The sequence below is a fragment of the Anaerococcus kampingae genome (assembly GCF_046365475.1).
Classification (GTDB): Bacteria; Bacillota; Clostridia; order Tissierellales; family Peptoniphilaceae; genus Anaerococcus; species Anaerococcus kampingae.
The window spans coordinates 15,839-41,736 of record NZ_JBGMEF010000031.1; the positions used below are offsets into that span (position 1 = coordinate 15,839).

Consider the following 25,898-nt stretch of genomic DNA (forward strand, 5'->3'; position numbering starts at 1 on the left):
TGTACCCTCCTAAATTTTTTTGTGTACCCATTCTCCTTTGTTGAATCTGTATCTTAAACTTACAAACCTTGATGCTTGGTCAGATAGGATACCAATCCAGATACCAGCTAGTCCTAAGTTTAGTATGTTAACACAGATAAGAGTTACTATTGATCTGATCAATGTAACAGATACTAGTGCAACTCCTAAGGTATATTTTACATCACCTGCGGCTCTTAAGCAACCCCCATAGATGATTTGTGATATTTGTATGAGGTTGATAAATATCAAGAACCTTGAAATTTCAACGCCCATGTCAAGTAAATGTTCTTTATTAAAAAATATAGAAAATATGTTTCTTCCGAAAAATATCAATATTGCAGATATTATAAGTGATGCTAAAAATCCTATTTGCTGGCAGGTTTTGCCGTATTTTTTAGCTTCTTCTTTTAGACCAGCACCGAGAGCATTTCCTGTTAGGGCTATGGCTGCTACTTGCATACCATCTCCTAGGGAAAATGATATGGATAGGAAATTCATTCCGACATTATGGGCTGCAAAGGCATCTGTTCCAAGTTTTGCAGCTGTTATTGCTGTTACTAAGAATCCTACCCTAGCTGATACATTTTCTATGAAGATATTGACTGCTAGGTTTTTGATTTCTTTTGCAATTTCTAATGAAAATTTAAATTTACTTTTTATTATTTGGCTAAAGTTCATATAAGAAGTCTTTGAAAATAGACTTATTATACACATTATGGATGCTACGACTGTTCCCAAAACTGTGGCAAGGGCTGCGCCGGCTACTCCCATTTTTGGAAATCCAAATTTACCATTTATGAGTAGGAAGTTAAATCCAATATTTACAAAAGATGATACAAGGTTTGAAAAGAAGGCTATCCTTGTATTGCCACATCCCCTATGGGCAGCATTTATTAGCATTGATAGGCAGTTAAAGAACATTCCTACCATGGTTATTATGTAATACTGGTAGGCTAGGTCGTGGGTATCTGTATTTGATCCAGCAAATTTAAGGATTGGATCTGCCAGAGGAATCATGATTAGGTCTACTACTATTACAAAAAATATCATTATATAGAGCGCTGTTGTAAGGGTTTCATTTGCCTTAAATCTCTTGCCTTCTCCTTGCCTACGGGCTACAAGTGCTGATACAGATGCATTTATGGAGAAGAAAACTGATAGGGCTATAAATTTTGGCTGGGTAACAAGTCCTATCGCTGATATGGCTGATGGGCCCATACTTGATACCATGAAGGTATCTATCATACCTGCTATGGAAATAAATAAAAACTCAAGAACAGCTGGCCAGGCTATTTCAAGAGATTTTTTGAAATAGGCTTTATCTGCTATTTTCATTTTCTTATCCCTTTATAAGTGTAAGGTATTTTTCTATATTTACCTCGCTTGCACCAGGATTATCCTTATCATTGGCCCTTAAGATTTTGATTATATCCTGGCAAGTTTTATCGATTGCAGCTTCTGTGTCATAATTTTTCAATTTGTAGCCTATGAAGAGGCCATCGAACAAATCTCCAGACCCACCGACCTTGAGGTCTTGCTTATCAAAGTAGATTTTAGCTTCATTTTTGCCATAGACTTTGACACAATCCTTATCTTCATCCTTACTAGAAGTTATGATCAATTCTTTCTTATTTTCTTTAAAAGAATCTATATCAAGGTCTAAAAACTTTGCTTCTGTTTCATTTGGAATTACAATGTCAGCCAGGTCTAGAAGGGACTTGTAATTTTCAATCTTACCATCATCAAGACCTGGATAGAGACTACCATCATCTCCCATTATTGGGTCTAGGATGATTGTTGTTTCATAGTCTAGATTTTCTAGAAAATCTCTTATTAGGTCTCTTTGGTCCTTATCATCTATGTAGCCTATAAAAATTGTATCAAACTTAAAGCCAAGCCTTGTCCAATTATCTAGGCAATCTTTGATGTAGCTATTCGTATTTAAAAATGCATTTCCGCTTAGAGAAAAGTTATTTGCAATCATTGCTGTTGGTAACAAAAAAACTTCCACATCCATATAGGCTAGGACTGATGCCATTAGTCTTGCAGCAATCTTACCTTTGGATACGAAGTCATTTAAAATTAAAACATTCTTCATTTAAACTCCTTATTATCTTTATATATATCTTATGAACTTTAACAATATTGTCAAATATAAGAGAAAAATAATTGGATTAGGGTATAATGACCATATGAACGAGAAGAAAAAATTATTGCTTAAAAAAGTAAAAGAGAATAAATATGTCAGGAAGACTAAAAAGGGGATAGGCAGCCTTATATTCTCAAGAACTGGTCTTTTTGCCTTCTTGATTATCAGTCAGATTTTTATAATTTATGGACTTTATAGGCACTTTGCTATTGATGAATACTGGTTATTGGGAGGTTCTTCTGTAATTAGCTTTGTGATGATGATCCTTATCCTAAATCTAGATGATATGAATCCTTACATGAAGCTATCCTGGTCGCTTTTTATCTTTGTGGCCCCTACTTTTGCCTTGGTTGCTTTTTTGATGGCTCACTTTAGGATTGGCTATAGAAAAATACATAGGAGGGTCTTAGAAATTGAGGCAGATGCAAGCAAAAATCACCACAAGGCCATGACCAAGGAAGCCATCGAAAATACTGAAGATAAGAGGTTTATTAACCTTACATCCTATCTTAAAAATACAGGAGGTTTTCCAGTTTACAATCAAACCAGGTCTTTTTATTATAAGCTTGGCGATGACATGTTTAAGGATATGATCAAGGATATAAGGAAGGCCGAGAAATTTATCTTTATGGAGTTTTTCATCCTAGATTATGGCTATATGTGGGGAACTATCCTTGAAGAACTGGTCAAAAAGGTCAATCAAGGGGTTGAGGTAAGACTTCTTATAGATGGGTCAAATCTTATTACCAGGCTGCACAGTGATTTTGAAAGCGAGATGGAAGACTTTGGTATCAAATTCAGGGTCTTTTCCAAGATGTATCCAATTGTCTCAACCTACCTAAATAACAGGGACCACAGGAAAGTTATGGTTGTTGATGGAAAGTGGGCCTATACTGGAGGAATCAACCTTGCTGATGAATATATAAACAAGTATGAAAGGTTCGGCCATTGGAAGGACTGCGGTCTTAGACTTGAAGGCCAGGGAGTAGATGCCCTTACCAATTTGTTTTTGACCATGTGGAATGCAGCAAATCCTGAAAGAGTAGTTGAAGATTATAATCAATACCTAGTGGCTAAGCCAATCGAAAGCCACGATGGATATTATGTGGCCTTTTCTGACAATCCTACCGATGATGAGAGGCTTAGCCAAAATATTTTCCTAGATATGGTTAATAATGCCAGAGATTATATTTATGCCATGACACCTTATTTTATCGTAGATAATGAAGTAGTATCAGGCCTTCAAGCAGCAGCAAAAAAGGGTGTAGATGTGAGAATTTGCATACCTCACATACCTGATAAAAAGATTGCCTTTAGCCTAGCTAAGACTCATTATGCGGAACTTATAAAGTGCGGGGTAAAAATTTATGAATACACCCCAGGCTTTGTCCACTCTAAAACTTGGCTTGCCGATGGAAAAATTGGCATGGTTGGGACAATCAACCTTGACTACAGGGCTCTTTTCCAAAACTTTGAGTGCGGAGTCCTGATTTATAAATCTAAGTCCCTTGAGACAATAAAAGAAGATTTTGATGAATTTTTTGAAGTTAGTCAACTTGTCACAGAAGAAGATATTGAAAATATAAAATTAAGAACAAGGTTAGCAGGTGCACTCCTAAAGCCATTTGCTCCTTTGATGTAAGTCCTAAGCTAGTCTTAGGGCTTTTCTTCTTGACAAAAATTAAGAAAGCTTATATAATTATTATATGATGTATGGTGGATAACCAAACAATAAGGAGTTAAGATGTTTAAGCTAGATACAAGCTCTGACAGTCCTCTTTATATGCAAATAGTTGATCAAACAAAGATAGCCATTGCAAGTGGCATCTTTAGAAATGGCGATAAGTTCCCGTCAGTAAGAGACTTATCAAAAGAGCTTTTGATCAATCAGACCACAGTTTCCAAGGCATTTAAGGAGCTAGCTAGTCAGGGGATTATTGAAAGTAAGCCGGGCATAGGCACAATTATCAAGTTAGATGATAAGAAGATTAATCTAGAAAAGGAAGACTTTTTTAGAAAACTAGAAGAAGATATGTCCCAGGCGATTTTTTTGCAGGTGACTAAGGAAGAGATTATATCCCTTTATGAGAAAGTAAGAGGTGAGATAGATGATTTTTAAGGTTTCTAATATCACAAAGACCTTTGGCAAAAACAAGGTCCTAGAAGATGTAAGTTTTGACCTAAAGCCAGGCACTATCACAGGCATAGTAGGTAGAAATGGGTCAGGCAAGACAACCCTCCTTAAAATCCTCTGCGGGATTTATAGGGCAGATTCTGGATGTTTTAGCCTAGATGGGAAGGAACTTACAGATGACCCAAAATTAATTTCTCACATAGGATTTCTTCCAGATAGGTTCGATTACTTTTCTTTTTATAAGGCAAAGGATGTGCCAGATTTTTATAAGATAATTTATGAAAATTTCGATAGCGATTATTTCTTTTGCCAGCTTAATAAAAATGAAATTGATCCTAATAAAAATATTAGAAATTTCTCCAAGGGTCAGAAAAATCTCCTAGGCCTAATTACAATTTTGGCAAGTGGGGCTGATATAATCCTTGTCGATGAGGTACTTGATGGGATGGATGTCCTAAATAAAAAGCTAATCCTCTCCTACCTCTTAGATGCCAAGGAAGCTGGCAGGACAGTTCTTGCCTCAAGCCACGAGCTAGATTATCTGGCTGGAATATGTGAAGAAATCCTCTACCTATCAAAGGATGGTAAGCTCAAAAACACAAGCCAAGACACTAAAAATATCAGAAAAGTCCAAGTAGTAGTCAAGGACAAACTCCCACAGACCTTGGCAGACAATGCCGTGATAATCTCATCCCTTGGCAGAGTCAAGGTAATTTTGATCAAGGCCGATGATAAGCTCTTAAGCGAGTACCTATCAGATGATCAGATTGTCCAATATGATATTCTAGGTCTAAATATAGAAGATTACTTCTACATGGAAGCAGGAGGGAAAATATGAGAGATTTTAAGAAACTATTAAAAATATCCTGGAAAAGATATGCTATTTGGCTTATCCTTTTAGGATTTTTCCTAACTCTTTCAAATGTCCTTGGAGTAAAACAAAATATAGATTGGAATAAAAGAAGACTTCACTCTTCTCTTACACAAATTGAAAGGTACATGAATAAGGAAAGTGTCCACCTTGATGATCAGAAAATCGATGAAAAATATCTAGAAGATAGCAAAAAACTTGCTGAAGAATTTGCTGAAAAATACAAGCTTTCTAGAGACATGGATAGGAAGTTAAGTGAAGAAGAATATGAAAAGATGGATAAAAATGGCATACTTGATAAGTATTATGTCTACAATGATTTTTTAAATATCATGGAATTTTACGAGGATAATAAATATCAGGCGGTAGATAATTTTACTAGCGCTATGAGCATCACGATAGCCTTCATTTTCATCCTTGCCATGGCACTTACATCAATTGAAGAATCCCTCAATTACTACGATTTTACAAGGATGATGCCTTGGTCAAAGAAAAAGGAATTTATCATGAAGATTGGCATCTGCTTAGTCTTTGGCCTTGGCTTATTTGCCATAAATTCTGCTATAATTTATGGGATTGTAAAAAGCTCAGTTTTTTCTGATCTTGCTAGCTTTGAAGGATTGGGAACTTTCATTTTAAAATCAATCCTATCTCTTATATCTACGAGTTTAGTTGGCGTTTCCCTAGGCCTATTAGCAGGCAACTTCTTAGGACATATGGGTCTTTCAGTAATTGCCATAGGCTTTATAGAGTGGTTTAAGCTTCTAGTATTCTGTTTCTTGGCAATATTTGGTCAAGACCTTGTAAATAGAGCAAATGATAGCTTTTATGCCTTTAAAAGGGCTCTAAGTCCAGCCGGTCAAGTCTTTCTATCCTTAATTAATGTTAACTTTGAAAAGACATCATCCGTGTGGGCAGGTTTAGTTGTAGCCTTAATAATAGGGGTAGCCTCCTATTTTCTAATAGGAAAGTCATCTGCAGAAAGATCAGGATTCATGGTTAAAAGTAAGGTGATTTCAAATATTTGCAAGTGGTCTGGCATCCTAAGCCTAACCTCATTACTTTTTATGATAACTGCAGGCATATTAAGCTCTGATGGCACAAATATCTTCATAAATATCATAGCCTACGGCCTTTCCCTCTTGATATCTTACAAGTTATTTGATATCCTATTTAAGATAAGACTTAAATTTTAGGAGTGAATAATGGCAAAAGATAGATTAACATGGAATGAATATTTTATGAGGTTGGCAGAAACTGTAGCCATGCGAGGAACTTGTGATAGGGCCTATGTGGGTTGTGTTATAGTAAATGGTGAAAATAGGATAGTTTCCACAGGCTATAATGGGTCAATTAAGGGAAATAGCCACTGCGATGAAATAGGCCACACCATGAGAGATGGCCACTGCATAGCCACAATCCACGCTGAGATGAACGCCCTTTTGTATTGTGCTAAGGAAGGCATAGCTGTAAATAATTGTATTTGCTATGTGACCCATTTTCCTTGCCTAAATTGCACCAAGTCCCTCATCCAGGTAGGCATAAAGAAAATTTATTACAGAAATGCCTATCGTGTGGATGACTATGCGGTAGAGCTTTTAGAGAAAAATAATATAGAATATATAAAGATAGAAGATGATGAAGCTAATAGCATCTGACTTTGATGGGACGATCTTAATAGACGAGTCCATAAGTAAAAACGATATAAAAGCCATAAGAGATTTCCAAAATGCTGGAAATCTTTTTGGCCTTGTAACAGGCAGGTCCTACCACAATCTTTTCCCTCTTATTGAAGGAAAAATAGCTCCTGATTATATAATAGCCAACAACGGCGGCCATATCCTAGTAAGGCTCAATGACACCTACAAAGAGATTTTTAAATCTGTAATAAAAAAGCCAGCTGCCCAAAAATTTATCGACCTATATGCAAAAAATTATGAGGTAACAATCTTTACCGAAGATAGGAAGCTTTATGATTTAGAAGATGTAGATAAGGATATCATGGCCCTAGCTATTTATACAAAAGACCAAGTAGAAAATCATTTGGAAAAAATCTTTGATTTTCATTATTCAATCGGGGTAGTGGATGTAGTAAATAGAGGAATTGATAAGCAGAAGGGTATAGATATAATAAAGGACTATTATAGATACCAAGATGAAGTCTACGCCATAGGCGATGATCACAATGACATAGTATTTTTAAAAGCGACCAAAAGGTCATACACCATATCTTATGTAACAAACCCTTATGTAAATAAAGTTTGTAAGCATAGGGTGGAATCGATTGCAGATTTAATCAAGGAGGTCATATGAAATATACAGAAGATGGCAGACAATATCACATAGGACTAAAGGAAGGCGATGTAGGAAGCTATGTAATCCTGCCAGGAGATCCTAAAAGAAGCGAAAAAATCGCCCAATACTTCGATAATCCAGTCAAAGTAGGCGACAATCGTGAATATATCACCTACACAGGCTACCTAGATGGGGTCAAGGTCTCGGTCACATCCACAGGTATAGGCGGTCCGTCAGCAGCCATAGCCCTAGAAGAGCTAAGCAAAATCGGAGCTCATACTTTTATTAGAGTAGGCACATGCGGTGGAATAGACCTAGATGTCAAAAGTGGAGACCTAGTCATAGGACAGGCAGCAATAAGGGCAGAAGGCACTAGCAAGGAATATGCCCCAATAGAATTTCCAGCAGTGGCAGATTTTGAAATAACATCAGCTCTTAAGGAAAGCGCCAATAAAATGGGCCTAACAAGCCATGTGGGAGTAGTCCAGTGCAAGGATTCTTTCTACGGTCAGCACGAAGCAGATCTCATGCCAGTCTCCTATGAGCTCACCAACAAATGGGAAGCCTGGAAAAGACTAGGAACCCTAGCCAGCGAAATGGAATCAGCAGCCCTCTTTACAGTAGGAAGCTTCTTAAAAGTTAGAGTAGGGTCATGCTTCTTGGTAGTAGCCAACCAGGAAAGAGAAAAAAAGGGTCTGGACAATCCAGTAGTCCACGACACAGACCTAGCCATAAGGCTTGGTATAGAGGCTCTAAGAAAATTAATAAAAGAAGATAAGTAAGGATAACCGCTAGAAATAGCGGTTTTTTCTATGGTCAAAAATATTTTCTAACTTTAAAATTAAAGAAAGTCTTGATATACAAGTTTCAATAGACTTTATCAAATTATATTAAATTGTTTTTTGACAATCAAAAATTATGACTTATAATAACTGTATAAACGTTTTCAAAAAGGAGGTATTATGACAAATAAACTTAGGAAGTTTATGAAAACTTTTATAATTAGTTTGGTATTATTACTAGGCTTGGGACCTTATTCAAACACTTATACCCAAGCAAGCGAAAGTCAGACTTCCACTACGGTCAAAATCTATTATGATAGAGAAGATCCTAGTGGTTGGGACGTATGGCTCTGGGCTGATGGAGTAGATGGAGCAGCCCATGCCTTTGATAAGAAGGATGATAAGGGCTCTTATGCTGAAATCACCATCGACAAGGCCCTAAAAGAAGTAAATTATATCGTAAGAAAATCCGATTGGTCAAAAAGGGAACCATCAGACGATAAAGATGGAAAGAGGGTTCTTCCTATCACAGATTCTTATGGTGAAGCTTTCGTCAAACACCAAGTAGAAGATAAGAAAGAAGAAAAGCCAAAAGAAGAAAAAGACGATAAAAAACAAGCAGAAAGAACAATTAGCGTAACAGTCCATTTCGATAAGAAGGATGGTGGCTGGAGCCTATGGCTATGGCCAAAAGATGGCGAAGGCAAGGATTATCCATTTACAGGCGAAGATGAGAATGGCAAATATGCAGAAATTGACATAAAAACCGACAAGAACTCCCTAGGATTTTTAGTAAAGGATAAGGACTGGAATAAGGATATCGGTGACGATAGGTATATAGATATAAGTCAAGGAACAGAAATTTGGCTAAAATCTAAGGACCCAACAATATATTATGACAATCCTTACGGCGATGCAAAGTCTTATGATAAGCTAGAAGCAAAGCTATCTTACAGAAGATATGATATGTCAACTGATGATGTTTGGGCAATCAAATATTGGAATAACAAAGATGAAGCAAATCCAAAAATCCAAAAGCTAGCTAAAGATGGTAAATATTACACAGGAAATATTACTAGCCAAGGATCAGAGATAAATAAACTCCTATTTACCCTAGTTAAACTTGATAATGAAGGCAAAGTCGTATACCAGGATGGAGATGTCAGAGAAATCAAGAGATTCGATGATGCTGGCAAGGCAGAAGTTTTTGTAATGCAAGATGCTCAAAGAGTATTTTATGACAAGACCCTAGTAGATGAGGATGTTAGGGTAGAAAAAGCAAGTGTAGATAGTTATAGAGAAATAAATGTAAGTCTAAATAAAGCCGTAAACATCAAGGAAATGCTTGATCATGGTTATGATTTTGTAACAAATTCTGACCTAAGCAAGGATGATATAGAAGCAATAAGCTCAAAAGATTCAAATAATATAAGCAAAAAGATAAATATTAAATTCAAAAAAGACCTAGAACTAGACAAGGACTACGAATTTATTTTCTACCTAGACACTGCAAAAAATACTAAGTTAAATGCGAAGGCAGTTCTAGCCAATATAGTAGCTGATAAGAAATTTGACGAAGCTTACGCTTATGATGGTGACCTTGGTGCTATATATTCTAAAAATCAAACAACATTTAAGCTTTGGGCTCCAACAGCAAGTGGCGTAGACCTAGTAATCTTTGGAGCTGACGGAGAAGCGAAAATCAAGATGGAAAAAGAAGATAGGGGAGTATATTCATACACACTTGCTGGTGACCAAGATAAGACAGTCTATATGTATGATATCCACTTCAAAGATGGTTCTGTAAATAGGGTAGTAGACCCATATGCAAAATCAACAACCATTAATGGTGAAAAAGGTGTAGTAGTAAACCCACAAGTGTCAATGGTTGAAAGACCAGCAAATAAATATGTCAAAAACCCAATAATCTACGAACTTCACGTAAGAGACCTATCAAACCAAGAAGATTCAGGAATAAAACATAGGGGTCAATTCTTAGGTCTAACCGAAACAGGAACAAAAACACCAAATGGATTTAAGACAGGACTAGACTATATAGCAGATTTAGGAGTAAGCCATATCCAACTTCTACCAATCTATGACTATAGCAAGAATTCTGTAAATGAGAAAAATCCAATGGATAAATACAACTGGGGCTACGATCCAGTAAACTACGACACACCTGAAGGAGCTTATTCAACAGATCCAAACAATCCATATGCAAGGATAGAAGAACTCCAAAAGGCAGTAGATGCCGTCCACCAAAAGAACATGGGCGTCATTATGGATGTAGTATACAACCACGTATTTTCTCTAGGAGAACACAGCTTTAATAAGATAGTGCCAGGTTACTATTTTAGATTTGATGAAAATGGAAATCCACACAATGGTACAGGTGTAGGAAACGAAACAGCATCTGAAAGAAAGATGATGAGTAAATTCATAGTCGACTCTGTAAAATATTGGGCCAAGACCTATAAACTAGATGGCTTTAGATTTGACCTAATGGGAATACTTGACTATCACACAATGAATACCCTTATAAAAGAGCTAAAGGAAATTAACCCTGACATAGTAATCCTAGGAGAAGGATGGAATATGGGAAATCTCCCAGAAGGCTTAAGGGCAACCCAAGTAAACTCAGACAAGATGCCACATGTAGGAACCTTCAATGACGACCTAAGAGATGGAGTCAAGGGCTCAGCCTTTAATGGAAATGCTACTGGATTTGTAAATGGTGAAAAAGGAGTAGAAGAAAAGCTATTCTCATCAATAAAGACAGTTAGACAAATTAATGGCAAAAATTACGACAATCCTCAACAACTCATCCAATACACAGAAGCTCACGACAATAAGACAGTCTTTGATAAGATAAAAGAACTTCATCCAAACGAAGATGATGCGACAACCCTAAAGAGACAAAGACTAGCAACAGTAATTCCTCTACTCTCACAAGGCAGACCATTTATCCACGCTGGTCAAGAATTTGCAAGAACAAAGGGAGGAAATGAAAACTCCTACAATGCTCCTGCAGAAGTCAACGAACTAGATTGGAAAAGAGCGGAAGAATACAAAGATAACATCGAATACATCAAAGAAGTAATAGCAATAAGGAAAAATGAGCCACTTTTCCACTCAACAAGCTTTGACCAAGTCGATGCTAGAGTTAAGAAGATAATAGCAAGTGACGGACTAATAGCTTACAGCCTAAGCCAAGGAGGCAAGGATCTATATATCGGACATAATAGGGAAGATTCTGCAAAAGAATTCAACCTTCCAAATGGCAAATACAAGATCCTAATCAAAGCTGATAAGGCAAACCATAAGGGACTTGAAACTATAGAAGTAAAAGATGGCAAAATAGCAGTAGATCCAATGTCAACCTTAATGCTAGAGAAATTAGAGGAGACAAAAGATCCAGAGGAAACCAAAAAACCAGAAGATAATAAGAAACCAGGTAAAAATGATGATTATTTCTTCAATTTTGCTTATCTAAACAATAAACTAAATAAAAAAGATAAGCCTTGCAAGATGAATGCAAAAGTTAGAAAACAATATTACGAGCTAAAGAAAGCCTACCACAGGAATCTAGTAATATCAAAATCTGCAAAATATTTATTGGAAAATGCTCCAAAAACAGTAAGACCAGTAAAAAGCAAGCTAGAAAAACAACTAGCACTTGCAGAAAATTTAAGAGATCAGGCCCTTAAATATTTAACAGAGCTTGAAAATTGCTACGAATAGGAATATTGATTTTTAAGACGTAAAAGAAAGACCGCTAGAAATAGCGGTTTTTTCTTTTAGAATTTTTTAATATATCAAATAGAATTGACAAGTGTTATAAACTGTTATATACTGTTATAGAGGAGAGGGGAAGAAATTGAAAATAATTATTAAAAATGGATCGCCAGTTCCTATTTATGAACAGATTAAAAATGCCATTAGGGATGAGATTTTAAAGGAGAATGTGAAAGCAGGAGAAAAACTTCCTTCTGTAAGGGCCCTTGCCCGTGAGCTTTCTATTTCTATTTTGACTGTCAAAAAGGCCTACGATGAGCTTGAAGATGAAGGCTTTATAGAAAGTCGCCAAGGACTTGGGACCTTTGTTGGCAAGGAAGACCCAAATTTAAGGCTTGAGGAAAAGCAGAAAAAACTCGAGGAGTCTTTACTTTCTGCTATTAGGATTTCAAAAGATATTGAGATGGACAAGAATGATTTATTTGAACTTTTAGCATATTTATATGAAGGAGATTTTAATGATTGAAAAAATACTGGCAAAAAATCTTGCCAAAACTTATGAAAAATTTAAACTCGGTCCAAATGATTTTGCTATCAAAAAAGGCTTTGTAACAGGCTTTATCGGCAAAAACGGTATGGGAAAGACAACTACCATCAAAGCCCTTTTGTCTCTTATAAATTACGATGGGGAAATTTTCCTAGATGGTAAAAAAATTAATGATTTATCTTATCTTCAAGACGTGGGTCTTGTCATGGACGATTCATTTTTGGGTAAGTACTGGACCTTAGACCTAGTTGACCAAGCCATGGATATTGGTTATGATAGGTGGGATTCCAAGACCTATTATGCCTATCTTGATAAGTTTGGTCTAGAAATGGAGAAAAAAGTTTGTGAATTATCAAGGGGAATGAAGATAAAACTCATGCTTGCCATCGCCCTTTCACATAATGCTAAAATCCTAATCCTAGATGAGCCAACAAGCGGGCTTGACCCTGCTATGAGAGATGAACTAGTGGATATGATTTTAGACTTTATGGAAGATCCTGAACATACAGTTTTATTCTCAACCCACATAACTCAAGACCTAGATAGGATTGCTGATTATATTGTCTTTATAGACCAAGGGAAAATCGTCTTTGAAGGCACAAAGGATGAGCTTTATGAACAATTTTTGCTCATTAAAGGTGGTCTTGATGATTATGAAAAGATAAAGAGTCTTAAAATTTTTGGGCAAAAGAAGAGCCAATATAATTTTGAGGCCCTAGTCTTAAGAGAAGACTATAAGGAAGATGCTGACCTAGTGGTAGAAGTGCCAACAATTGATCAAATAATGATTTATTATGGGAGGATTTAATGAATATAAAGAAGCAAATTAAACTGGATATAATCTCAATGAAGCCCTATTATACTTTGAAAAATTTAATCATACTATTAGGTGTAGTTCTTTTTTATTCCTTTATTAATAAAACTCCTGTAGTAATGTTATCAATGACATTGACTTTTGCTGTAATGTTTTCAGCTAATCCATTTATGCTAGGAGAAAATTCAGGTATTGATGCCTTATATAAGATTTTTTCTATAGAGAGCAAAAAGGTAGTTATAGGTAGGTATATCTTAGCTGGTCTGATTTTTATAGTGGCTAGTCTACTTGGCTTTTCAATCTATACTATAGTTTCCCTAATAAAAAATATACCATTAGACCTTGATATGCTGATGTATTTAGGAATGAACTTTGTTTTATTTGGGATAATTATTTCTTTCCAATATCCGATGTTTTTTAAATCTGGCTATACTAAAGCAAAGACTTTTTGGTTTTTACCCATACTTATAATTGCTATAATAGGAATGATTTTAGGATATTTTATAAAAGATTTTAACCCAATCCTTAACTTTGTATTAGAAAACCAAAGGATGATTATAATTGGACTTTTTATCCTAGTTATAGTTTTTCTTATAGTTTCAATCAAACTTTCTATTAAATTTTATAAAAAAAGAGATTTTTAAATCACAAAAGACCCTAGCAAGCCTTGGATTAATCTCCAAGACCTGCTAGGGTCATATTTTTTTCTATAGCAAGCCTTGCTAGGGCTTTTAGCTTTTTGCCATAGGTTTTTATTTTTCTTTGCGATAGGTTATATTTTTCGATGATTATATTTTCTTCTTTTAGGTCTAGGTTTTTTGCAAAATTATATAGGCTTTGGGCAAAGATATCTATATCCTCTAGGTATTCTTTTTTTAATTCTATATCCTTGTAGGGATCAAAAAGCCAGTAGGTCTCTAATGATGAAAAATTGTCCCTATAGTCGTAGAAAAAATCCTGCATATTTTTTTCTTCTGCCAAGATTTCATAATTTTTTAGACTCTTAGATTTTTTTATTTGGCCTAGACTATTGCAAAGTACGATTGTTAGCACTTATTCTATTATTTCAATATCCACTAGTGGGAGGATGTCTATTATTTGATCTCTTGTTGGGAGGTCTAGGACTCTGGCTGTAGCAGATGCTGCTGCTACTGCTACCATGTAGGATTCTATTGGGTCATTATCCCTTACTATGGTTCCTATAAAGCCGCCTATCATGGCATCTCTACAGGCTACTGTGTTTATGATTTCGCTATCATCTTCTACTGGTGCTGCTGCGTATACTCCGTCGTTTGTAAAGAACATTGATCCTTCTGAACCATATGAGATTATTACATATTTTGCTCCCATTTTGATTAGTTCCTTACCATAAGGGATGTAGTCCATCTTATCTTCGATTTTGACATTAAAGATCGCCTCTATGTCTTCTCCGTTTGGTTTTACAAGGAGAGGTCCCCTTTTTACCATGTTTAGAAGGTATTGGCTTGGTACGTCTGCTACAAAGTAGGCACCGTTGGCCTTAGCTATTTCTACCATCCTATCGTAGATGTCGCTATCTTCGCCATTTTCCATTGGTGGAACTGATCCACCAAAGATTATGGTATCGCCTTCTCTTACTCTGGATAGGTAATAAAGAAGCTCTTCGACTTCTTCTGATGAGATGGTTGGACCTTGGAAGTTTATTACTGTTTCTTCTAAGTCTTCAAAAATTTTGATATTGATTCTGTTATTTTCTTTTATATCTACAAAGTCTGCTAGGATGTCTTCCTTGCTTAGCCAGTCTTTGATAAATAGGCCTTGGTAGCCGCCAGTGAAGCCTGTGGCTGTGGTTGGTATTCTAATTTGTGATAGGATTCTTGATACGTTTATTGCCTTACCACCTGGTAGGGTTCTTTCTGTTTTTATGTTGTTGTTGTAGCCTGGGTGTAGCTTATCTACCTCTACATAGAGGTCTATAGATGGGTTTAGGGTTACTGTATAAATCATTTTTTCCTCTTTCATATATTTAAGTTTCTTACCTGGTCTATTACTTCTTCCATGTGCATGCCGTGGCTGCCCTTTACAAAAACAAGAGTACATGGGCTTATTAGGGATTTTAACTTCTCTACTAAGCCATCCTTGTGTTCAAAATAGAAGCATTTATTAGGCTTGAAATTTTGAATGGCACCCTCATACATGTGGTAGGAGAGAGGGCCGTAGAATAGGCAAAAGTCAATTTTTTTCGGATCAATTTTTTCTCCTACTTGATAGTGGAGTTTTGCTTCATCTTCGCCTAGCTCTAGCATATCTGATAGGCAGATAATTTTCTGCTTGTAGCCAAATAATTCATATACAGTTTCAAGGCCTGCAAGGAGGGCTTGTGGGTTTGATTTATAGGAATCATCTAGGACATCAAATCCATCCAGTTCCAAGAGTTCAGACCTATTTTGGCTTGATTTTGCTTTCATTAGGCCCTTATTAATTGTTTCCTTATCTAGGCCAAAGAATTGAGCTATCATGACTACTGCTGCTGCATTGTAGACATTGTGCTTGCCTATAAGCGGGATTTCGTAATGGTCTTTCCCATTTGAAAATCTTAATTTTGATGAAGGTGACTCTTCAAATTTGATATTAAAATCTGCCTTAGGATCTGTTCCAAAGGATAGGACTTTTTCTTTAATATCATAAGTAGGGATTTCTTCTTTCATGGTTGGGTCATCTATATTATAGATGAAGGTCCCTTGATCATTCATTCCCTCGAGAATTTCAAGCTTGGCCTTTAGAATACCAGACTTAGTCTTTAGGTTATGAAGGTGGCTATCACCTATGTTTGTTATCATTGAAATGTCTGGTCTTACTATAGTACTTGTTAGAGAAATATCTCCAAAATTATCTGTACCTAGCTCTATCACAGCGATTTCACAATCATCATCTAGGGAAAGGACTGTCTTTGGGACACCTATTTCGTTGTTGAGATTGCCCTTGGTCTTTTGGGTCTTAAATTTCTCGCTAAGTATAGTTGTAAGAAGGTCTTTTGTTGTGGTCTTACCATTTGAGCCTGTTATGGCAACAACCTTACACTTAAGCTCATCCCTGTAGGCCTTGGCCAAATCTTGGAGGGCTTTTTTTGTATCTTCTACCCTTATATAAGGGATAGTGACATTTTTATTTACCTTATAATCCTTATCCACAATAAAGGCGGCTGCTCCCTTTTCTTCGCACTCTTTGATGAAGATTCTCCCATCAAAGACTTCGCCAACTAGGGGGATGTAAAGCTCACCTGGATCTATGGTTCTAGAATCTGTTGAAACTCCACAGATTTCAATATCTAAAAAATCCTCATCAGAAATAGCGCCACCAATCATTTTTGCAATGTGGCCAAGACTTCTTTTAATCATAAAGCCCTCCTAAAACCATCTTCGATAAGCTTATCTAAAAGTTCGCTGAAAGATATTTGGTAGAGGTTTTCAGCCATTCTTCCGAAAAATGAAGAAGGGGTGAAGCCTGGGAAGGTGTTGATTTCGTTGATGAAAAATTCCTTATTTTTAGTATAGAAGATATCAACCCTGGCAAAGCCCTCGCAGCCTACTGCCTTATAGCAGGCTTTGGCAAAGGCACGACCTCTGTCATATTCAGCTTCTTCCATTTGGTAAGGGAGTTCTTCTCTGGTTGATTTTGAAAAGTATTTAGCATCGTAGTCTAAAAATACGTGGTCAGTGATGTAGGCAGCTGGGAGTGACACATCAATTTTTGAACCATCACCTAGGACAGCAAATTCAATTTCTTGGCCAACTATTAATTCTTCAACAAGGACCTTGCGGTCATATTTTAATGCCTCAAGGCCTGCCTTCTTGAAATCTTCCTTGCTATCTACTCTAGAAACTCCAACAGAAGAACCATTGGCAGATGGCTTTACTATTAGAGGAAGTCCGATTTCTTCTATACATTCATCTATAAATTTATCTGTGAAATCCTCTTTATAGGCATATTTATATTTGGCTTGTTTAAGGCCGTTTTTTTCAAATATATCATTGCTTGTAACCTTATCCATGCAAATAGCAGAAGATAAAAGACCGTTACCGATGTAATTTAGACCAGTGGCATCCAAAAATCCTTGGATTGTACCATCTTCGCCATAGGTTCCATGGACTACAGGAAGGATAATTGTTGATGCTAGGTCATTTTTGCTTACTTCTATAAGGAATTCTGCGATAGATTCTTGTCTTGACTTATCAATTGTCTTAACTAAAGAAAATTCATCAGACTCGTCGTAATCAAAAAAAGTTGGTGAGAATTTTCCTTCCTTATCTATATATATAAGATTTATATTGTATTTTTCTTTATTTAAATTTTTGGCAATATTAAGAGCACTTCTAAGGGCAATATCATGCTCACTAGAAGGGCCGCCGCATAGGATGTAGACAGTTTTCATACTTTCTCTCTTTCATTTATATATCTATGTAAATTTTACTCTTATTAAGAATATGGGCAAATCAAATAGGAATTAGTAAATGACTAAGTGAATCTTGCCTATAAATTGTTACAAAATAAAAACTAATTATTAAGCAATTGTGTAGAAAATATAGGAGGATTTAGGCAAAAAATAATGGTAATTTATGAAATTGATGATTTATAATTCAGCAAATTCAAAGGAAAACGATGGAAAATCAAAGATGGGAAATTTTTGTAATGATTTTGTAATATTTAGACAAATCTACATAATTTTCACACAATTAAAAGTTATACTAGGTCTTGTAAAAAAGATTTGTTATCAAATTGTAACTATTGTTACAAAATGCTAGCAAGGTTAAAAAAGAAAATAATTTACTTTTATATAGAAAGACTAAAGAGGAGAATAAAATGAAAATTTTTACTAAATACGCCCTAGCGGCAGCCCTAGTTATACCGTCTGTATTTGGACTAACAGGAAGAAATGCAGAAGCAGCAAGTGCTGTACTTAATAAGAATGCAGCAAATGGTGTAAATGTTAGAAGCGAAGCAAAACTAGGTGATAATATCATCGGTCTTATTGATGATCAAAAAGTTTATGAAATTAAAAATGAAGAAAATGGTTGGTTTGAAATTGAATTTGATGGCAAAAAAGCTTTCGTATCAAGCGACCTATTCCACCTACTAGAGGAAACAGAAGTTGTAAGTGCTACAAATTTTAGAAGCCAAGCTAGCCTAGATTCTGAAGTAATCGAAGTTATCCAAGCAGGTACAAAGGTTGAATCTATTGACATAGCTGAAAATGGCTTTGTAAAAGTAAAGGTAGATGGCAAGGAAGGCTATATTTATCACAACCTTCTAAAGAGCTTTAGAGATAGGTACCAAGCATATGCAAGCGCAAATCAAGCATCAAATGCTAATAATAACGCTCAAGCAAGCACAAAGCAAGCACCTACACAAAATACTCAAGCTCAAGCACCAGCTCAAAACTCAAACGAATCTTATCAAAGTTCATCAAACTGGGCTAAGGAATGGATAGCTCAAAGAGAATCAGGTGGTTCATACACAGCTTACAATCCAAGAGGTGGATACTATGGTAGATACCAACTAAACCCATCCCTAGTTCGTTATGGAGCAAGCCCAGCAGAGCAAGAAGCTGCAGCAGATAACTATGTAGCCCAAAGATATGGTTCATGGGAAAATGCCCAAGCTTTCTGGCAAAGAAATGGCTGGTATTAAGCTAAAAATTAAGTAAAGAATGAAATGTAGCATTATTTATCCACGATGGATAGGTCTTTGCTACATTTTTTATTTGTTGACAAAAACAAAAATTTTTAATATACTTTTATTAAGTGAAAGTGAAATCGATTACAGATTTTTATTAAAATATAAAAGCTTGAAAATTTGAAACAGCCCTATCTTGTTGGCTGTTTTAATATTTTTTGCTAAGTTATTTATGTTTTGCTTTCAGAAAAATTTTATAAGGAGGAATTATGTTTAAAAGATTTAAAAATCTTATACTCTGTCTATTAGTCCTAGTGACTATGGTTGCTTGTTCTTCTAAACCAGAAAAGAAGATAATAAGAATTGGCCACAACCAATCGCAAAACCATCCGACTCACCTTGGACTCTTAGCCTTTGAAAAATATGTGGAAAATGAGCTTGGAGATAAGTATGATATCCAAGTTTTCCCATCAGAACTACTAGGTAGCCAAACTGACATGGTCCAGCTTACTCAGACTGGAGCTATAAATATGGTTGTTGCAAGTAACTCAATACTTGAAACTTTTGATGATGTTTATGAAATATTTAACCTACCATATTTGTTTGCTTCAAGCGAGGCCTACCATGCAGTTATGGATGATAAGTCTATAACAGATCCAATCTTCACCTCTACAAGAGATGGGGGGGGATTTGAGGCCGTTACCTGGCTTGATGCTGGTTCAAGGTCATTTTATACCAAAGATAAACCTATAGAAAAACCTGATGACCTTAAGGGTCTAAAGATAAGGGTTCAACAATCACCTACTAATGTTAGGATGATGAACCTACTTGGAGGATCTGCTTCTCCTATGGGCTTTGGTGAGGTTTACACAGCTCTTCAATCAGGAATTATTGATGGGGCTGAAAATAATGAAATGAGTCTTACAGACAATGGCCACGGCGAGGTGTGCAAGTATTATTCATATGATATGCACCAAATGATTCCTGATATTGTCCTTGCTAATTATGAATGGTTAGAGTCTCTTGGGGAAGACAGGAAGGTATTTGACGAGGGCTTTAAAGTTTTAAATAAGGTCCAAAGAGAAAAATGGGTAAGTGCTGTGGATAATGCAAAAGAAGGAGCCAAGAAGCTTGGAGTAAACTTTATCTATCCAGACCAAAAGCCATTTGTTGAGGCTGTTGCGCCACTTACAGAAGAGGTTCTAAATAGGAATGAAAAATTAAAACCATTCTATGAAAAAATTCAAGAATATAACAAGAAATACCCAGCTAAGGAGGAAGCTAAATGAGAAAAGCACTAGATAATTTAATGAAAATCTTATCAGCAGGCACCCTTCTTGCTATGCTTTTATTTGTAGTTTGGCAAGTATTTACCAGATATATCCTAGGCAAGCCATCAACATGGTCTGAAGAGCTAGTAGGATATTTATTTGCCTGGTCAACTCTTTTTGGAGCAGGCCTTGTGGTAAGTGAAAGAGGCCATATGAATATACCTGTTCTAATCGATACAAAATCGGTCAAAACACAAAAATATGCAGCTATATTTTCTGAAGTAATTATTTTTATTTTTTCCCTAGTAGTTCTTAGCTACGGAGGAATCAGGATTACAAAGCTTGCCCTAAACCAAATGACTTCATCACTAGGTTTGCCAATAGGTTTGTTTTATATACCTCTTCCAATAGCAGGTCTAATAAATATGATCTTTTGTATTTTAAATATTAAGGATATCCTATCTGGTAAGGTTAAATTCTTTAAGGCAGCAAGTGCTTCAGAGATTTCTGAAAGAATTGCCAATGAAGCAAGCGAAGTTAGCAAATATGAAAGCGAAGGAGGTAAGTAATGGGTGGACAAGCTTTAGCAGTTATATTAATAGTTTTAGCCTCTTTACTTATATTAGGAGTGCCAATTGCCTTTTCAATTGGTATAGCATCAATCGTTACAATTCTTGCCACAATTCCGCTAAATGTTGCGGTACTAACAGCAGCCCAAAGGACCTTTGTGGGCATGGGATCATTTACCCTTACAGCCATCCCATTTTTTATCCTAGCAGGTAACTTTATGAATGAGGGAGGTATAGCCAAGAGATTAGTAGATTTTGTAATGGCAATCCTTGGTAAATTACCAGGTGCCCTTCTTGTTACAAATATAGGGGCCAATGCTCTTTTTGGAGCAATCTCTGGATCTGCATCAGCAGCTGCAGCAGCTGTTGGATCAATGGTTAAGGAAGGCGAGGACAAATTAGGTTATGATAAGGCCTTATCTGCAGCTTCAAATGGAGCAAGTGCACCAGCAGGACTTTTGATTCCGCCATCAAATGCCTTAATCACCTATTCTTTAGTATCAGGTGGTACATCAGTAGCTGCCCTATTTTTGGCAGGCTATATACCAGGTCTTATATGGACCTTGGCTTGTATAATAATTGCAATCTTTGTAGCTAAGAAGAAAGGTTATAAGGGCACTGAAGGAAAATTCTCCTGGTCTAACCTAGGAAGGGCTACAATAGCAGCCATACCATCTCTAGGCTTAATTATAGTAGTAATAGGCGGTATAGTAGCCGGAGTATTTACAGCTACAGAAGGTTCAGCTATTTCAGTAGTCTATTCCCTAATACTTGGCCTAGTTTATAAGAATCTTAACTTTAAAAAGATAATAAATATCCTAGTAGAATCAGCTAAGATGAGTGCTATAGTTGTCTTTTTGATAGGTGTTTCTAACATCCTATCATGGGTAATGGCCTTTACCGGTATCCCACAAATGATTGGTGAAAGCCTCTTATCAATTACAGATAATCCTATAATTATCTTATTGATAATGAATGTGATTTTATTAATATCAGGAACCTTTATGGATGTAACCCCTGCTATATTAATTTTTACACCTTTATTTTTACCTATTGTCCAAGAGTTTGGTATCCATCCTGTTCACTTTGGACTTATAATAGTTTATAACCTATGTATAGGCAATATTACTCCACCAGTTGGCAATACCTTATTTGTTGCAATAAAGATTGGGGATACAAGCCTTGCCAAGGTTATGCCATATATGATAAGGTACTATGCACTAATTTTATTAGGTTTATTACTTGTAACTTATGTTCCAGCTGTAACTATGTTTTTACCACAATTAGCAGGACTAATATAGAAAAAGAGCTTTCGATTTATTCGAAAGCTTTTTAATTTTCAAAAATATAGGTACAATAAGACTAATGGAGGAGCGTATGAAAGCAATATTGACAATAATTGGTAAGGATAGACCAGGAATTATTTATGAAGTGACAAAAATTCTCTTCAAATATAATATAAATATCCTGGATATGAGCCAAACTATAATGGAAGATAAATTTGTAGCTATGTTAAATATAGATATGAATGGGGCAAAGGCAGATTTTGAAGAAATTTCAAAGAGTTTTGAGGACTTATCAGAGGCAACAGGCCTTGATATAAGAATTCAAAATGAAAAACTCTTTGAAGCTATGACAAGGGTTTGATATGGATAAGACCAATATTTTAGAAACCATAAAGATGCTTGATGAGGAAAATCTTGACATTAGGACCCTAACCATGGGTGTAAGCCTTTTTGACTGTATAGATCCAGATTATGAAAAGGCCTGTGCCAAGATTTATGACAAGCTAATCAGAGAGACCAAGGACTTCATAAAGATATCAAAGGAAGTGTCAAAAATCTATGGAGTTCCAATCATAAATAACAGGATATCAGTAACACCTATTTCTATGATAGGAGCAGCTACAGATCTTGATGACTACACACCTTTTGCAAAAGTTTTGGATAAGGCTGCCAAGGACATTGGGGTAGACTTTATCGGTGGTTTTTCTGCTCTTGTAGAAAAGGGGATGACAAAAGCTGATGAGATATTAATTAAATCTATTCCAAAGGCCTTGGCCCAAACAGATTTGGTTTGCGGGTCAATTAATGTTGGTTCTACCAAGGCTGGAATAAATATGGATGCAGTAGCACTTTGTGGCCAAACTATAAAGGACTTGGCAGCAGATACTGACGATGCCTTCGGTTGTGCAAAACTAGTTGTTTTTGCTAATGCAGTGGATGATAATCCCTTTATGGCAGGAGCCTTCCATGGAGTAGGTGAAGCTGAAACTGTTATAAGTGTTGGAATTTCTGGTCCCGGCGTAGTAAAGGCAGCCATAGAAGATAAAAAAGATTTACCAATCAATGAAATTTATGAAATAATCAAGAAAACCGCCTTCAAGATTACAAGGATGGGAGAATTGATTTGTAAGGATGTTTGCGAAAAACTAGGCAAGAACTTTGGAATTGTAGACCTTTCTCTTGCCCCAACGCCTGCAATTGGGGATTCTGTAGGAAGAATCCTTGAAGAAATCGGAATAGATCATGTAGGAGGCCATGGAACAATAGCAGCCCTTGCTATGCTAAACGATGCAGTCAAAAAAGGTGGAATCATGGCAAGCTCTAGAGTAGGTGGTCTATCAGGAGCCTTCATACCTGTAAGTGAAGATGAGGGAATGATAGAAGCTGCTGGCAAGGGTTATATTTCCTTTGATAAGCTTGAAGCCATGACTTGTGTCTGCTCTGTAGGCCTTGATATGATAGCAATCCCAGGCAAAACTTCTGCCACATCCATCGGGGCGATGATTGCCGATGAGGCAGCACTTGGGGTAATAAATAATAAGACAACAGCTGTTAGAATAATCCCAGTTCCGGGTAAAGATGTAGGTGACAGGGTAGAATTTGGTGGCCTCTTAGGCTATGCACCAATAATGGATGTAGGCGAGTCTAATTCAGATATAATGATTAAAAGAGGCGGCCACATACCAGCTCCTGTCCACTCATTTAAAAATTAAGGAGAAAAATATGACAAATCCAATAGTAACATTTGAAATGGAAAGCGGAGATGAGATAAAGCTAGAGCTTTACCCAGAAATCGCTCCAAATACAGTTAAAAACTTTATTTCACTTATAAATCACGATTTTTATGACGGTCTAATCTTTCACAGGGTCATCAAAAATTTCATGATCCAAGGAGGAGATCCTGAAGGAACAGGCATAGGAGGCCCAGGATATTCTATAAAAGGAGAATTTTCTCAAAATGGTTTTAGAAATGACCTAAAACACGATAGGGGAGTAATCTCCATGGCAAGAAGCTTTATGCCAAATTCAGCTGGTAGCCAATTTTTCATTATGCATAAGGACAGCCCACACCTAGATGGGGCCTATGCAGCCTTTGGTAAGGTCATCGAAGGAATGGATGTTGTAGATAAGATAGCAGAAGCAAAAACTGACAGAAATGACAGACCAAAAGATGAAGTGAAAATTGCAAAGGCTAGCGTAGATACCCTTGGAGTTGACTACGATGAGCCTGAAATAATAGAATAAAAGAAAAAATCTAGCCTAGGATTCTTATCCAACAGGCTAGATTTTTTTAAAATACCATTAAAGATTGTTTTGAATATTCGATAATTTCTTCTACAAGATCATCAATATTTTCAGTTTCAAGCTCGAGTGACTTATATAATCCTGCAAAGTTAAGACCGGCAAGAACCTTGACGTTAGGAAATTTGCCTAATGTCAAAACTGCCCTATTAAAGGGAGTTCCACCTGCCATATCGGCAAAAACTATAATATTTTTACAAGAATCAGCCAGGCTATGGTAAGCTGCTTCAATTCTTTGATCAAAATCTTCATAAGATTGATTTTTCTTAAATTCTTCAATTTTAATATTATTAAATTCGCCAGCGACCATCTTTATAGCTGAATAGACTCCGCTTGCAAGAGAAGCGTGGCTTACAGCAATGACTCCATTTGTCATAAAAACTCCTTAGTATTTACTTAAATTACTATAATAATTGTAAGATAAAATAAATTACTTGTCAATCATCATTGGCTCTTGACATAAATACCAATTTCATATACAGTAATATAAAATGGTAATTACCATACCCAGAAAATTTTAGGGTGCAAAGGAGATTAGTGATGTTACTTGATAAAACAATGTTAGAAGAAAGAGATTTTAAAAACACCTATACAGAAATATTTGCCCAAGCAGATACTTGGCTAGAAATATATAGGCTATATGAAGAAAGAAAAGCTGACATAGAAAATTTTCTAGCAGAGCTTAAGGGAGCTAAGGTAATCTTTACAGGAGCAGGCACCAGCGAATATGTTGGAAATATCGCAACAGACTACCTAAAAAGTCATGGAGACTTTGAATTTGAATCAATAGCCACAACAGATCTAGTATCAGCTCCATACCTTCACTTTAAAAAGGACAGGAAGACCCTCTTAGTATCATTTGCAAGAAGCGGAAACTCCCCAGAATCCTTAGCGGCAGTTAAGCTAGGTAGACAGCTAGTAGATGACTTCTACAACCTACCAATAACCTGTGCAGAAAATGGAAAACTAGCAGCAGGGCTAAAAGAAGATCCAAAATCATATGTATTCTTAAACCCAGAATACACCAACGACAAAGGATTTGCTATGACAAACTCCTTCTCATCAATGCTCCTAGCAAGTCTATTAATCTTTGATACAAAAACACAGAATAAGGCAGAAATAGTAGAAAAACTATCAACAATAACCAAAGAAATTTATCAAAGAAGTCAAGAAATAGAAGACCTAGTAAACTTTGACTTCGACAGAGTAGTCTATCTAGGATCAGGTCCACTAGGAAAACTAACAAAAGAAGCAAGACTAAAAATACTAGAACTCACAGCAGGCAAAGTAGCAACAATCTGGGATAGCTCAATGGGCTTTAGACATGGTCCAAAATCCTTCATAAACGAAAAAACCCTAGTCATATCATTTCTATCAGAAAATGAATACACCAAAGCCTACGACATAGACATCCTAGACGAAATAAAAGCAGATGGAATCGCTCCTAAAATAATAGGCATAACAAATG

Annotated in this window: 26 protein-coding genes; 19 read left to right on the forward strand and 7 right to left on the reverse strand. The window is 36.2% G+C overall.

Annotation, left to right across the window (positions count from 1 at the left end):
* Positions 1-9 precede the first annotated feature (9 nt).
* Together ACCQ42_RS08015 and ACCQ42_RS08020 are read right to left on the reverse strand one after the other, a co-directional pair.
* A complete protein-coding gene (locus ACCQ42_RS08015) occupies positions 10-1,350 on the reverse strand; it encodes an MATE family efflux transporter (protein ID WP_410035887.1) in 1,341 nt (446 codons plus the stop codon).
* A gap of 10 nt (positions 1,351-1,360) precedes the next feature.
* Positions 1,361-2,119, reverse strand: coding sequence for a bifunctional hydroxymethylpyrimidine kinase/phosphomethylpyrimidine kinase (locus ACCQ42_RS08020; protein ID WP_410035866.1), 759 nt, complete (start codon positions 2,117-2,119; stop codon positions 1,361-1,363).
* 31 nt (positions 2,120-2,150) lie between these two features.
* On the opposite strand from ACCQ42_RS08020, the gene cls reads away from it, so the two are divergent.
* From cls to ACCQ42_RS08075, 11 genes are all read left to right on the forward strand, one after another.
* The gene (gene cls / locus ACCQ42_RS08025) at positions 2,151-3,812 is read left to right on the forward strand and encodes a cardiolipin synthase (RefSeq protein WP_410035867.1); all 1,662 of its coding nucleotides are present in this window, start codon (positions 2,151-2,153) and stop codon (positions 3,810-3,812) included.
* A gap of 102 nt (positions 3,813-3,914) precedes the next feature.
* Positions 3,915-4,289 (forward strand): GntR family transcriptional regulator, encoded by a 375-nt coding sequence (locus tag ACCQ42_RS08030; protein ID WP_410035868.1) that lies wholly within the window; start codon positions 3,915-3,917, stop codon positions 4,287-4,289.
* Positions 4,279-5,142, forward strand: coding sequence for an ATP-binding cassette domain-containing protein (locus ACCQ42_RS08035; protein WP_410035869.1), 864 nt, complete (start codon positions 4,279-4,281; stop codon positions 5,140-5,142). Before ACCQ42_RS08030 ends, ACCQ42_RS08035 begins: the two co-directional genes overlap by 11 nt.
* The gene (locus tag ACCQ42_RS08040; protein ID WP_410035870.1) at positions 5,139-6,371 is read left to right on the forward strand and encodes a hypothetical protein; all 1,233 of its coding nucleotides are present in this window, start codon (positions 5,139-5,141) and stop codon (positions 6,369-6,371) included. Before ACCQ42_RS08035 ends, ACCQ42_RS08040 begins: the two co-directional genes overlap by 4 nt.
* 9 nt (positions 6,372-6,380) lie before the next feature.
* On the forward strand, positions 6,381-6,833 hold the full coding sequence (locus ACCQ42_RS08045) for a deoxycytidylate deaminase (protein WP_410035871.1): 453 nt from the start codon (positions 6,381-6,383) through the stop codon (positions 6,831-6,833).
* Positions 6,811-7,488, forward strand: coding sequence for an HAD family hydrolase (locus ACCQ42_RS08050; RefSeq protein WP_410035872.1), 678 nt, complete (start codon positions 6,811-6,813; stop codon positions 7,486-7,488). Before ACCQ42_RS08045 ends, ACCQ42_RS08050 begins: the two co-directional genes overlap by 23 nt.
* On the forward strand, positions 7,485-8,252 hold the full coding sequence (gene udp / locus ACCQ42_RS08055; protein ID WP_410035873.1) for a uridine phosphorylase: 768 nt from the start codon (positions 7,485-7,487) through the stop codon (positions 8,250-8,252). The genes ACCQ42_RS08050 and udp overlap by 4 nt, the downstream gene beginning before the upstream one ends.
* 180 nt (positions 8,253-8,432) lie before the next feature.
* On the forward strand, positions 8,433-11,996 hold the full coding sequence (pulA, locus tag ACCQ42_RS08060; protein ID WP_410035874.1) for a type I pullulanase: 3,564 nt from the start codon (positions 8,433-8,435) through the stop codon (positions 11,994-11,996).
* Positions 11,997-12,132: 136 nt separating this feature from the next.
* Positions 12,133-12,516: a GntR family transcriptional regulator gene (locus ACCQ42_RS08065; RefSeq protein ID WP_410035875.1), complete on the forward strand. Its 384-nt coding sequence runs from the start codon at positions 12,133-12,135 to the stop codon at positions 12,514-12,516.
* Complete coding sequence (locus tag ACCQ42_RS08070) at positions 12,509-13,345, forward strand: ABC transporter ATP-binding protein (RefSeq protein WP_410035876.1); 837 nt, start codon at positions 12,509-12,511, stop codon at positions 13,343-13,345. Before ACCQ42_RS08065 ends, ACCQ42_RS08070 begins: the two co-directional genes overlap by 8 nt.
* Complete coding sequence (locus tag ACCQ42_RS08075; RefSeq protein ID WP_410035877.1) at positions 13,345-13,995, forward strand: ABC-2 transporter permease; 651 nt, start codon at positions 13,345-13,347, stop codon at positions 13,993-13,995. The genes ACCQ42_RS08070 and ACCQ42_RS08075 overlap by 1 nt, the downstream gene beginning before the upstream one ends.
* Positions 13,996-14,023: 28 nt before the next feature.
* On the opposite strand, the gene ACCQ42_RS08080 is transcribed toward ACCQ42_RS08075, so the two are convergent.
* Genes ACCQ42_RS08080 through ACCQ42_RS08095 form a run of 4 tightly spaced genes read right to left on the reverse strand, consistent with a single transcriptional unit; the run spans position 14,024 to position 17,762 of the window.
* Positions 14,024-14,404 carry a hypothetical protein gene (locus ACCQ42_RS08080; protein ID WP_410035878.1) on the reverse strand — a complete coding sequence of 127 codons (381 nt, stop codon included), beginning with the start codon at positions 14,402-14,404 and terminating at the stop codon, positions 14,024-14,026.
* Entirely contained in the window at positions 14,405-15,337 is a 933-nt protein-coding gene (locus ACCQ42_RS08085; protein ID WP_106461827.1) for a 1-phosphofructokinase family hexose kinase, read from the reverse strand.
* An 11-nt stretch (positions 15,338-15,348) separates the two neighbouring features.
* Positions 15,349-16,728: a UDP-N-acetylmuramoyl-tripeptide--D-alanyl-D-alanine ligase gene (locus ACCQ42_RS08090; RefSeq protein WP_410035879.1), complete on the reverse strand. Its 1,380-nt coding sequence runs from the start codon at positions 16,726-16,728 to the stop codon at positions 15,349-15,351.
* Positions 16,725-17,762, reverse strand: a complete 1,038-nt coding sequence (locus ACCQ42_RS08095; protein ID WP_265212532.1) for a D-alanine--D-alanine ligase family protein — start codon at positions 17,760-17,762, stop codon at positions 16,725-16,727. Before ACCQ42_RS08095 ends, ACCQ42_RS08090 begins: the two co-directional genes overlap by 4 nt.
* A gap of 428 nt (positions 17,763-18,190) precedes the next feature.
* Here ACCQ42_RS08095 and ACCQ42_RS08100 point away from each other — a divergent pair, with 428 nt between their 5' ends.
* The 7 genes from ACCQ42_RS08100 (at position 18,191) to ACCQ42_RS08130 (ending at position 24,373) form a co-directional block, all read left to right on the forward strand.
* Positions 18,191-19,018: an aggregation-promoting factor C-terminal-like domain-containing protein gene (locus ACCQ42_RS08100; protein ID WP_410035880.1), complete on the forward strand. Its 828-nt coding sequence runs from the start codon at positions 18,191-18,193 to the stop codon at positions 19,016-19,018.
* 254 nt (positions 19,019-19,272) lie between these two features.
* Positions 19,273-20,292 carry a TRAP transporter substrate-binding protein gene (locus ACCQ42_RS08105; protein WP_410035881.1) on the forward strand — a complete coding sequence of 340 codons (1,020 nt, stop codon included), beginning with the start codon at positions 19,273-19,275 and terminating at the stop codon, positions 20,290-20,292.
* Positions 20,289-20,843 (forward strand): TRAP transporter small permease, encoded by a 555-nt coding sequence (locus ACCQ42_RS08110; protein WP_106461798.1) that lies wholly within the window; start codon positions 20,289-20,291, stop codon positions 20,841-20,843. The genes ACCQ42_RS08105 and ACCQ42_RS08110 overlap by 4 nt, the downstream gene beginning before the upstream one ends.
* Entirely contained in the window at positions 20,843-22,144 is a 1,302-nt protein-coding gene (locus tag ACCQ42_RS08115) for a TRAP transporter large permease (protein WP_265212540.1), read from the forward strand. Before ACCQ42_RS08110 ends, ACCQ42_RS08115 begins: the two co-directional genes overlap by 1 nt.
* Before the next feature lie 76 nt (positions 22,145-22,220).
* On the forward strand, positions 22,221-22,490 hold the full coding sequence (locus ACCQ42_RS08120; RefSeq protein ID WP_106461800.1) for an ACT domain-containing protein: 270 nt from the start codon (positions 22,221-22,223) through the stop codon (positions 22,488-22,490).
* A 1-nt stretch (position 22,491) separates the two neighbouring features.
* Positions 22,492-23,841 carry a PFL family protein gene (locus ACCQ42_RS08125; protein WP_410035882.1) on the forward strand — a complete coding sequence of 450 codons (1,350 nt, stop codon included), beginning with the start codon at positions 22,492-22,494 and terminating at the stop codon, positions 23,839-23,841.
* Between the two features lie 10 nt (positions 23,842-23,851).
* Complete coding sequence (locus ACCQ42_RS08130) at positions 23,852-24,373, forward strand: peptidylprolyl isomerase (RefSeq protein ID WP_410035883.1); 522 nt, start codon at positions 23,852-23,854, stop codon at positions 24,371-24,373.
* Positions 24,374-24,419: 46 nt separating this feature from the next.
* Here the strand turns inward: ACCQ42_RS08130 and ACCQ42_RS08135 are convergent, their stop codons facing one another.
* Positions 24,420-24,806 (reverse strand): PTS sugar transporter subunit IIA, encoded by a 387-nt coding sequence (locus tag ACCQ42_RS08135; protein ID WP_410035884.1) that lies wholly within the window; start codon positions 24,804-24,806, stop codon positions 24,420-24,422.
* A gap of 164 nt (positions 24,807-24,970) precedes the next feature.
* Here ACCQ42_RS08135 and ACCQ42_RS08140 point away from each other — a divergent pair.
* Positions 24,971-25,898 (forward strand): AgaS family sugar isomerase (locus ACCQ42_RS08140; RefSeq protein WP_410035885.1); only part of this gene is annotated, 928 nt, incomplete at its 3' end.

Bases quoted from the DNA above. Each gene is read 5' to 3' on its own strand.
- ACCQ42_RS08020 (WP_410035866.1), bottom strand. From the start codon at position 2,119: ATGAAGAATGTTTTAATTTTAAATGACTTCGTATCCAAAGGTAAGATT.
- cls (WP_410035867.1), top strand. From the start codon at position 2,151: ATGAACTTTAACAATATTGTCAAATATAAGAGAAAAATAATTGGATTA.
- ACCQ42_RS08030 (WP_410035868.1), top strand. From the start codon at position 3,915: ATGTTTAAGCTAGATACAAGCTCTGACAGTCCTCTTTATATGCAAATA.
- ACCQ42_RS08035 (WP_410035869.1), top strand. From the start codon at position 4,279: ATGATTTTTAAGGTTTCTAATATCACAAAGACCTTTGGCAAAAACAAG.
- ACCQ42_RS08040 (WP_410035870.1), top strand. From the start codon at position 5,139: ATGAGAGATTTTAAGAAACTATTAAAAATATCCTGGAAAAGATATGCT.
- ACCQ42_RS08045 (WP_410035871.1), top strand. From the start codon at position 6,381: ATGGCAAAAGATAGATTAACATGGAATGAATATTTTATGAGGTTGGCA.
- ACCQ42_RS08050 (WP_410035872.1), top strand. From the start codon at position 6,811: ATGATGAAGCTAATAGCATCTGACTTTGATGGGACGATCTTAATAGAC.
- udp (WP_410035873.1), top strand. From the start codon at position 7,485: ATGAAATATACAGAAGATGGCAGACAATATCACATAGGACTAAAGGAA.
- pulA (WP_410035874.1), top strand. From the start codon at position 8,433: ATGACAAATAAACTTAGGAAGTTTATGAAAACTTTTATAATTAGTTTG.
- ACCQ42_RS08070 (WP_410035876.1), top strand. From the start codon at position 12,509: ATGATTGAAAAAATACTGGCAAAAAATCTTGCCAAAACTTATGAAAAA.
- ACCQ42_RS08075 (WP_410035877.1), top strand. From the start codon at position 13,345: ATGAATATAAAGAAGCAAATTAAACTGGATATAATCTCAATGAAGCCC.
- ACCQ42_RS08085 (WP_106461827.1), bottom strand. From the start codon at position 15,337: ATGATTTATACAGTAACCCTAAACCCATCTATAGACCTCTATGTAGAG.
- ACCQ42_RS08090 (WP_410035879.1), bottom strand. From the start codon at position 16,728: ATGATTAAAAGAAGTCTTGGCCACATTGCAAAAATGATTGGTGGCGCT.
- ACCQ42_RS08095 (WP_265212532.1), bottom strand. From the start codon at position 17,762: ATGAAAACTGTCTACATCCTATGCGGCGGCCCTTCTAGTGAGCATGAT.
- ACCQ42_RS08100 (WP_410035880.1), top strand. From the start codon at position 18,191: ATGAAAATTTTTACTAAATACGCCCTAGCGGCAGCCCTAGTTATACCG.
- ACCQ42_RS08105 (WP_410035881.1), top strand. From the start codon at position 19,273: ATGTTTAAAAGATTTAAAAATCTTATACTCTGTCTATTAGTCCTAGTG.
- ACCQ42_RS08110 (WP_106461798.1), top strand. From the start codon at position 20,289: ATGAGAAAAGCACTAGATAATTTAATGAAAATCTTATCAGCAGGCACC.
- ACCQ42_RS08115 (WP_265212540.1), top strand. From the start codon at position 20,843: ATGGGTGGACAAGCTTTAGCAGTTATATTAATAGTTTTAGCCTCTTTA.
- ACCQ42_RS08120 (WP_106461800.1), top strand. From the start codon at position 22,221: ATGAAAGCAATATTGACAATAATTGGTAAGGATAGACCAGGAATTATT.
- ACCQ42_RS08125 (WP_410035882.1), top strand. From the start codon at position 22,492: ATGGATAAGACCAATATTTTAGAAACCATAAAGATGCTTGATGAGGAA.
- ACCQ42_RS08130 (WP_410035883.1), top strand. From the start codon at position 23,852: ATGACAAATCCAATAGTAACATTTGAAATGGAAAGCGGAGATGAGATA.
- ACCQ42_RS08135 (WP_410035884.1), bottom strand. From the start codon at position 24,806: ATGACAAATGGAGTCATTGCTGTAAGCCACGCTTCTCTTGCAAGCGGA.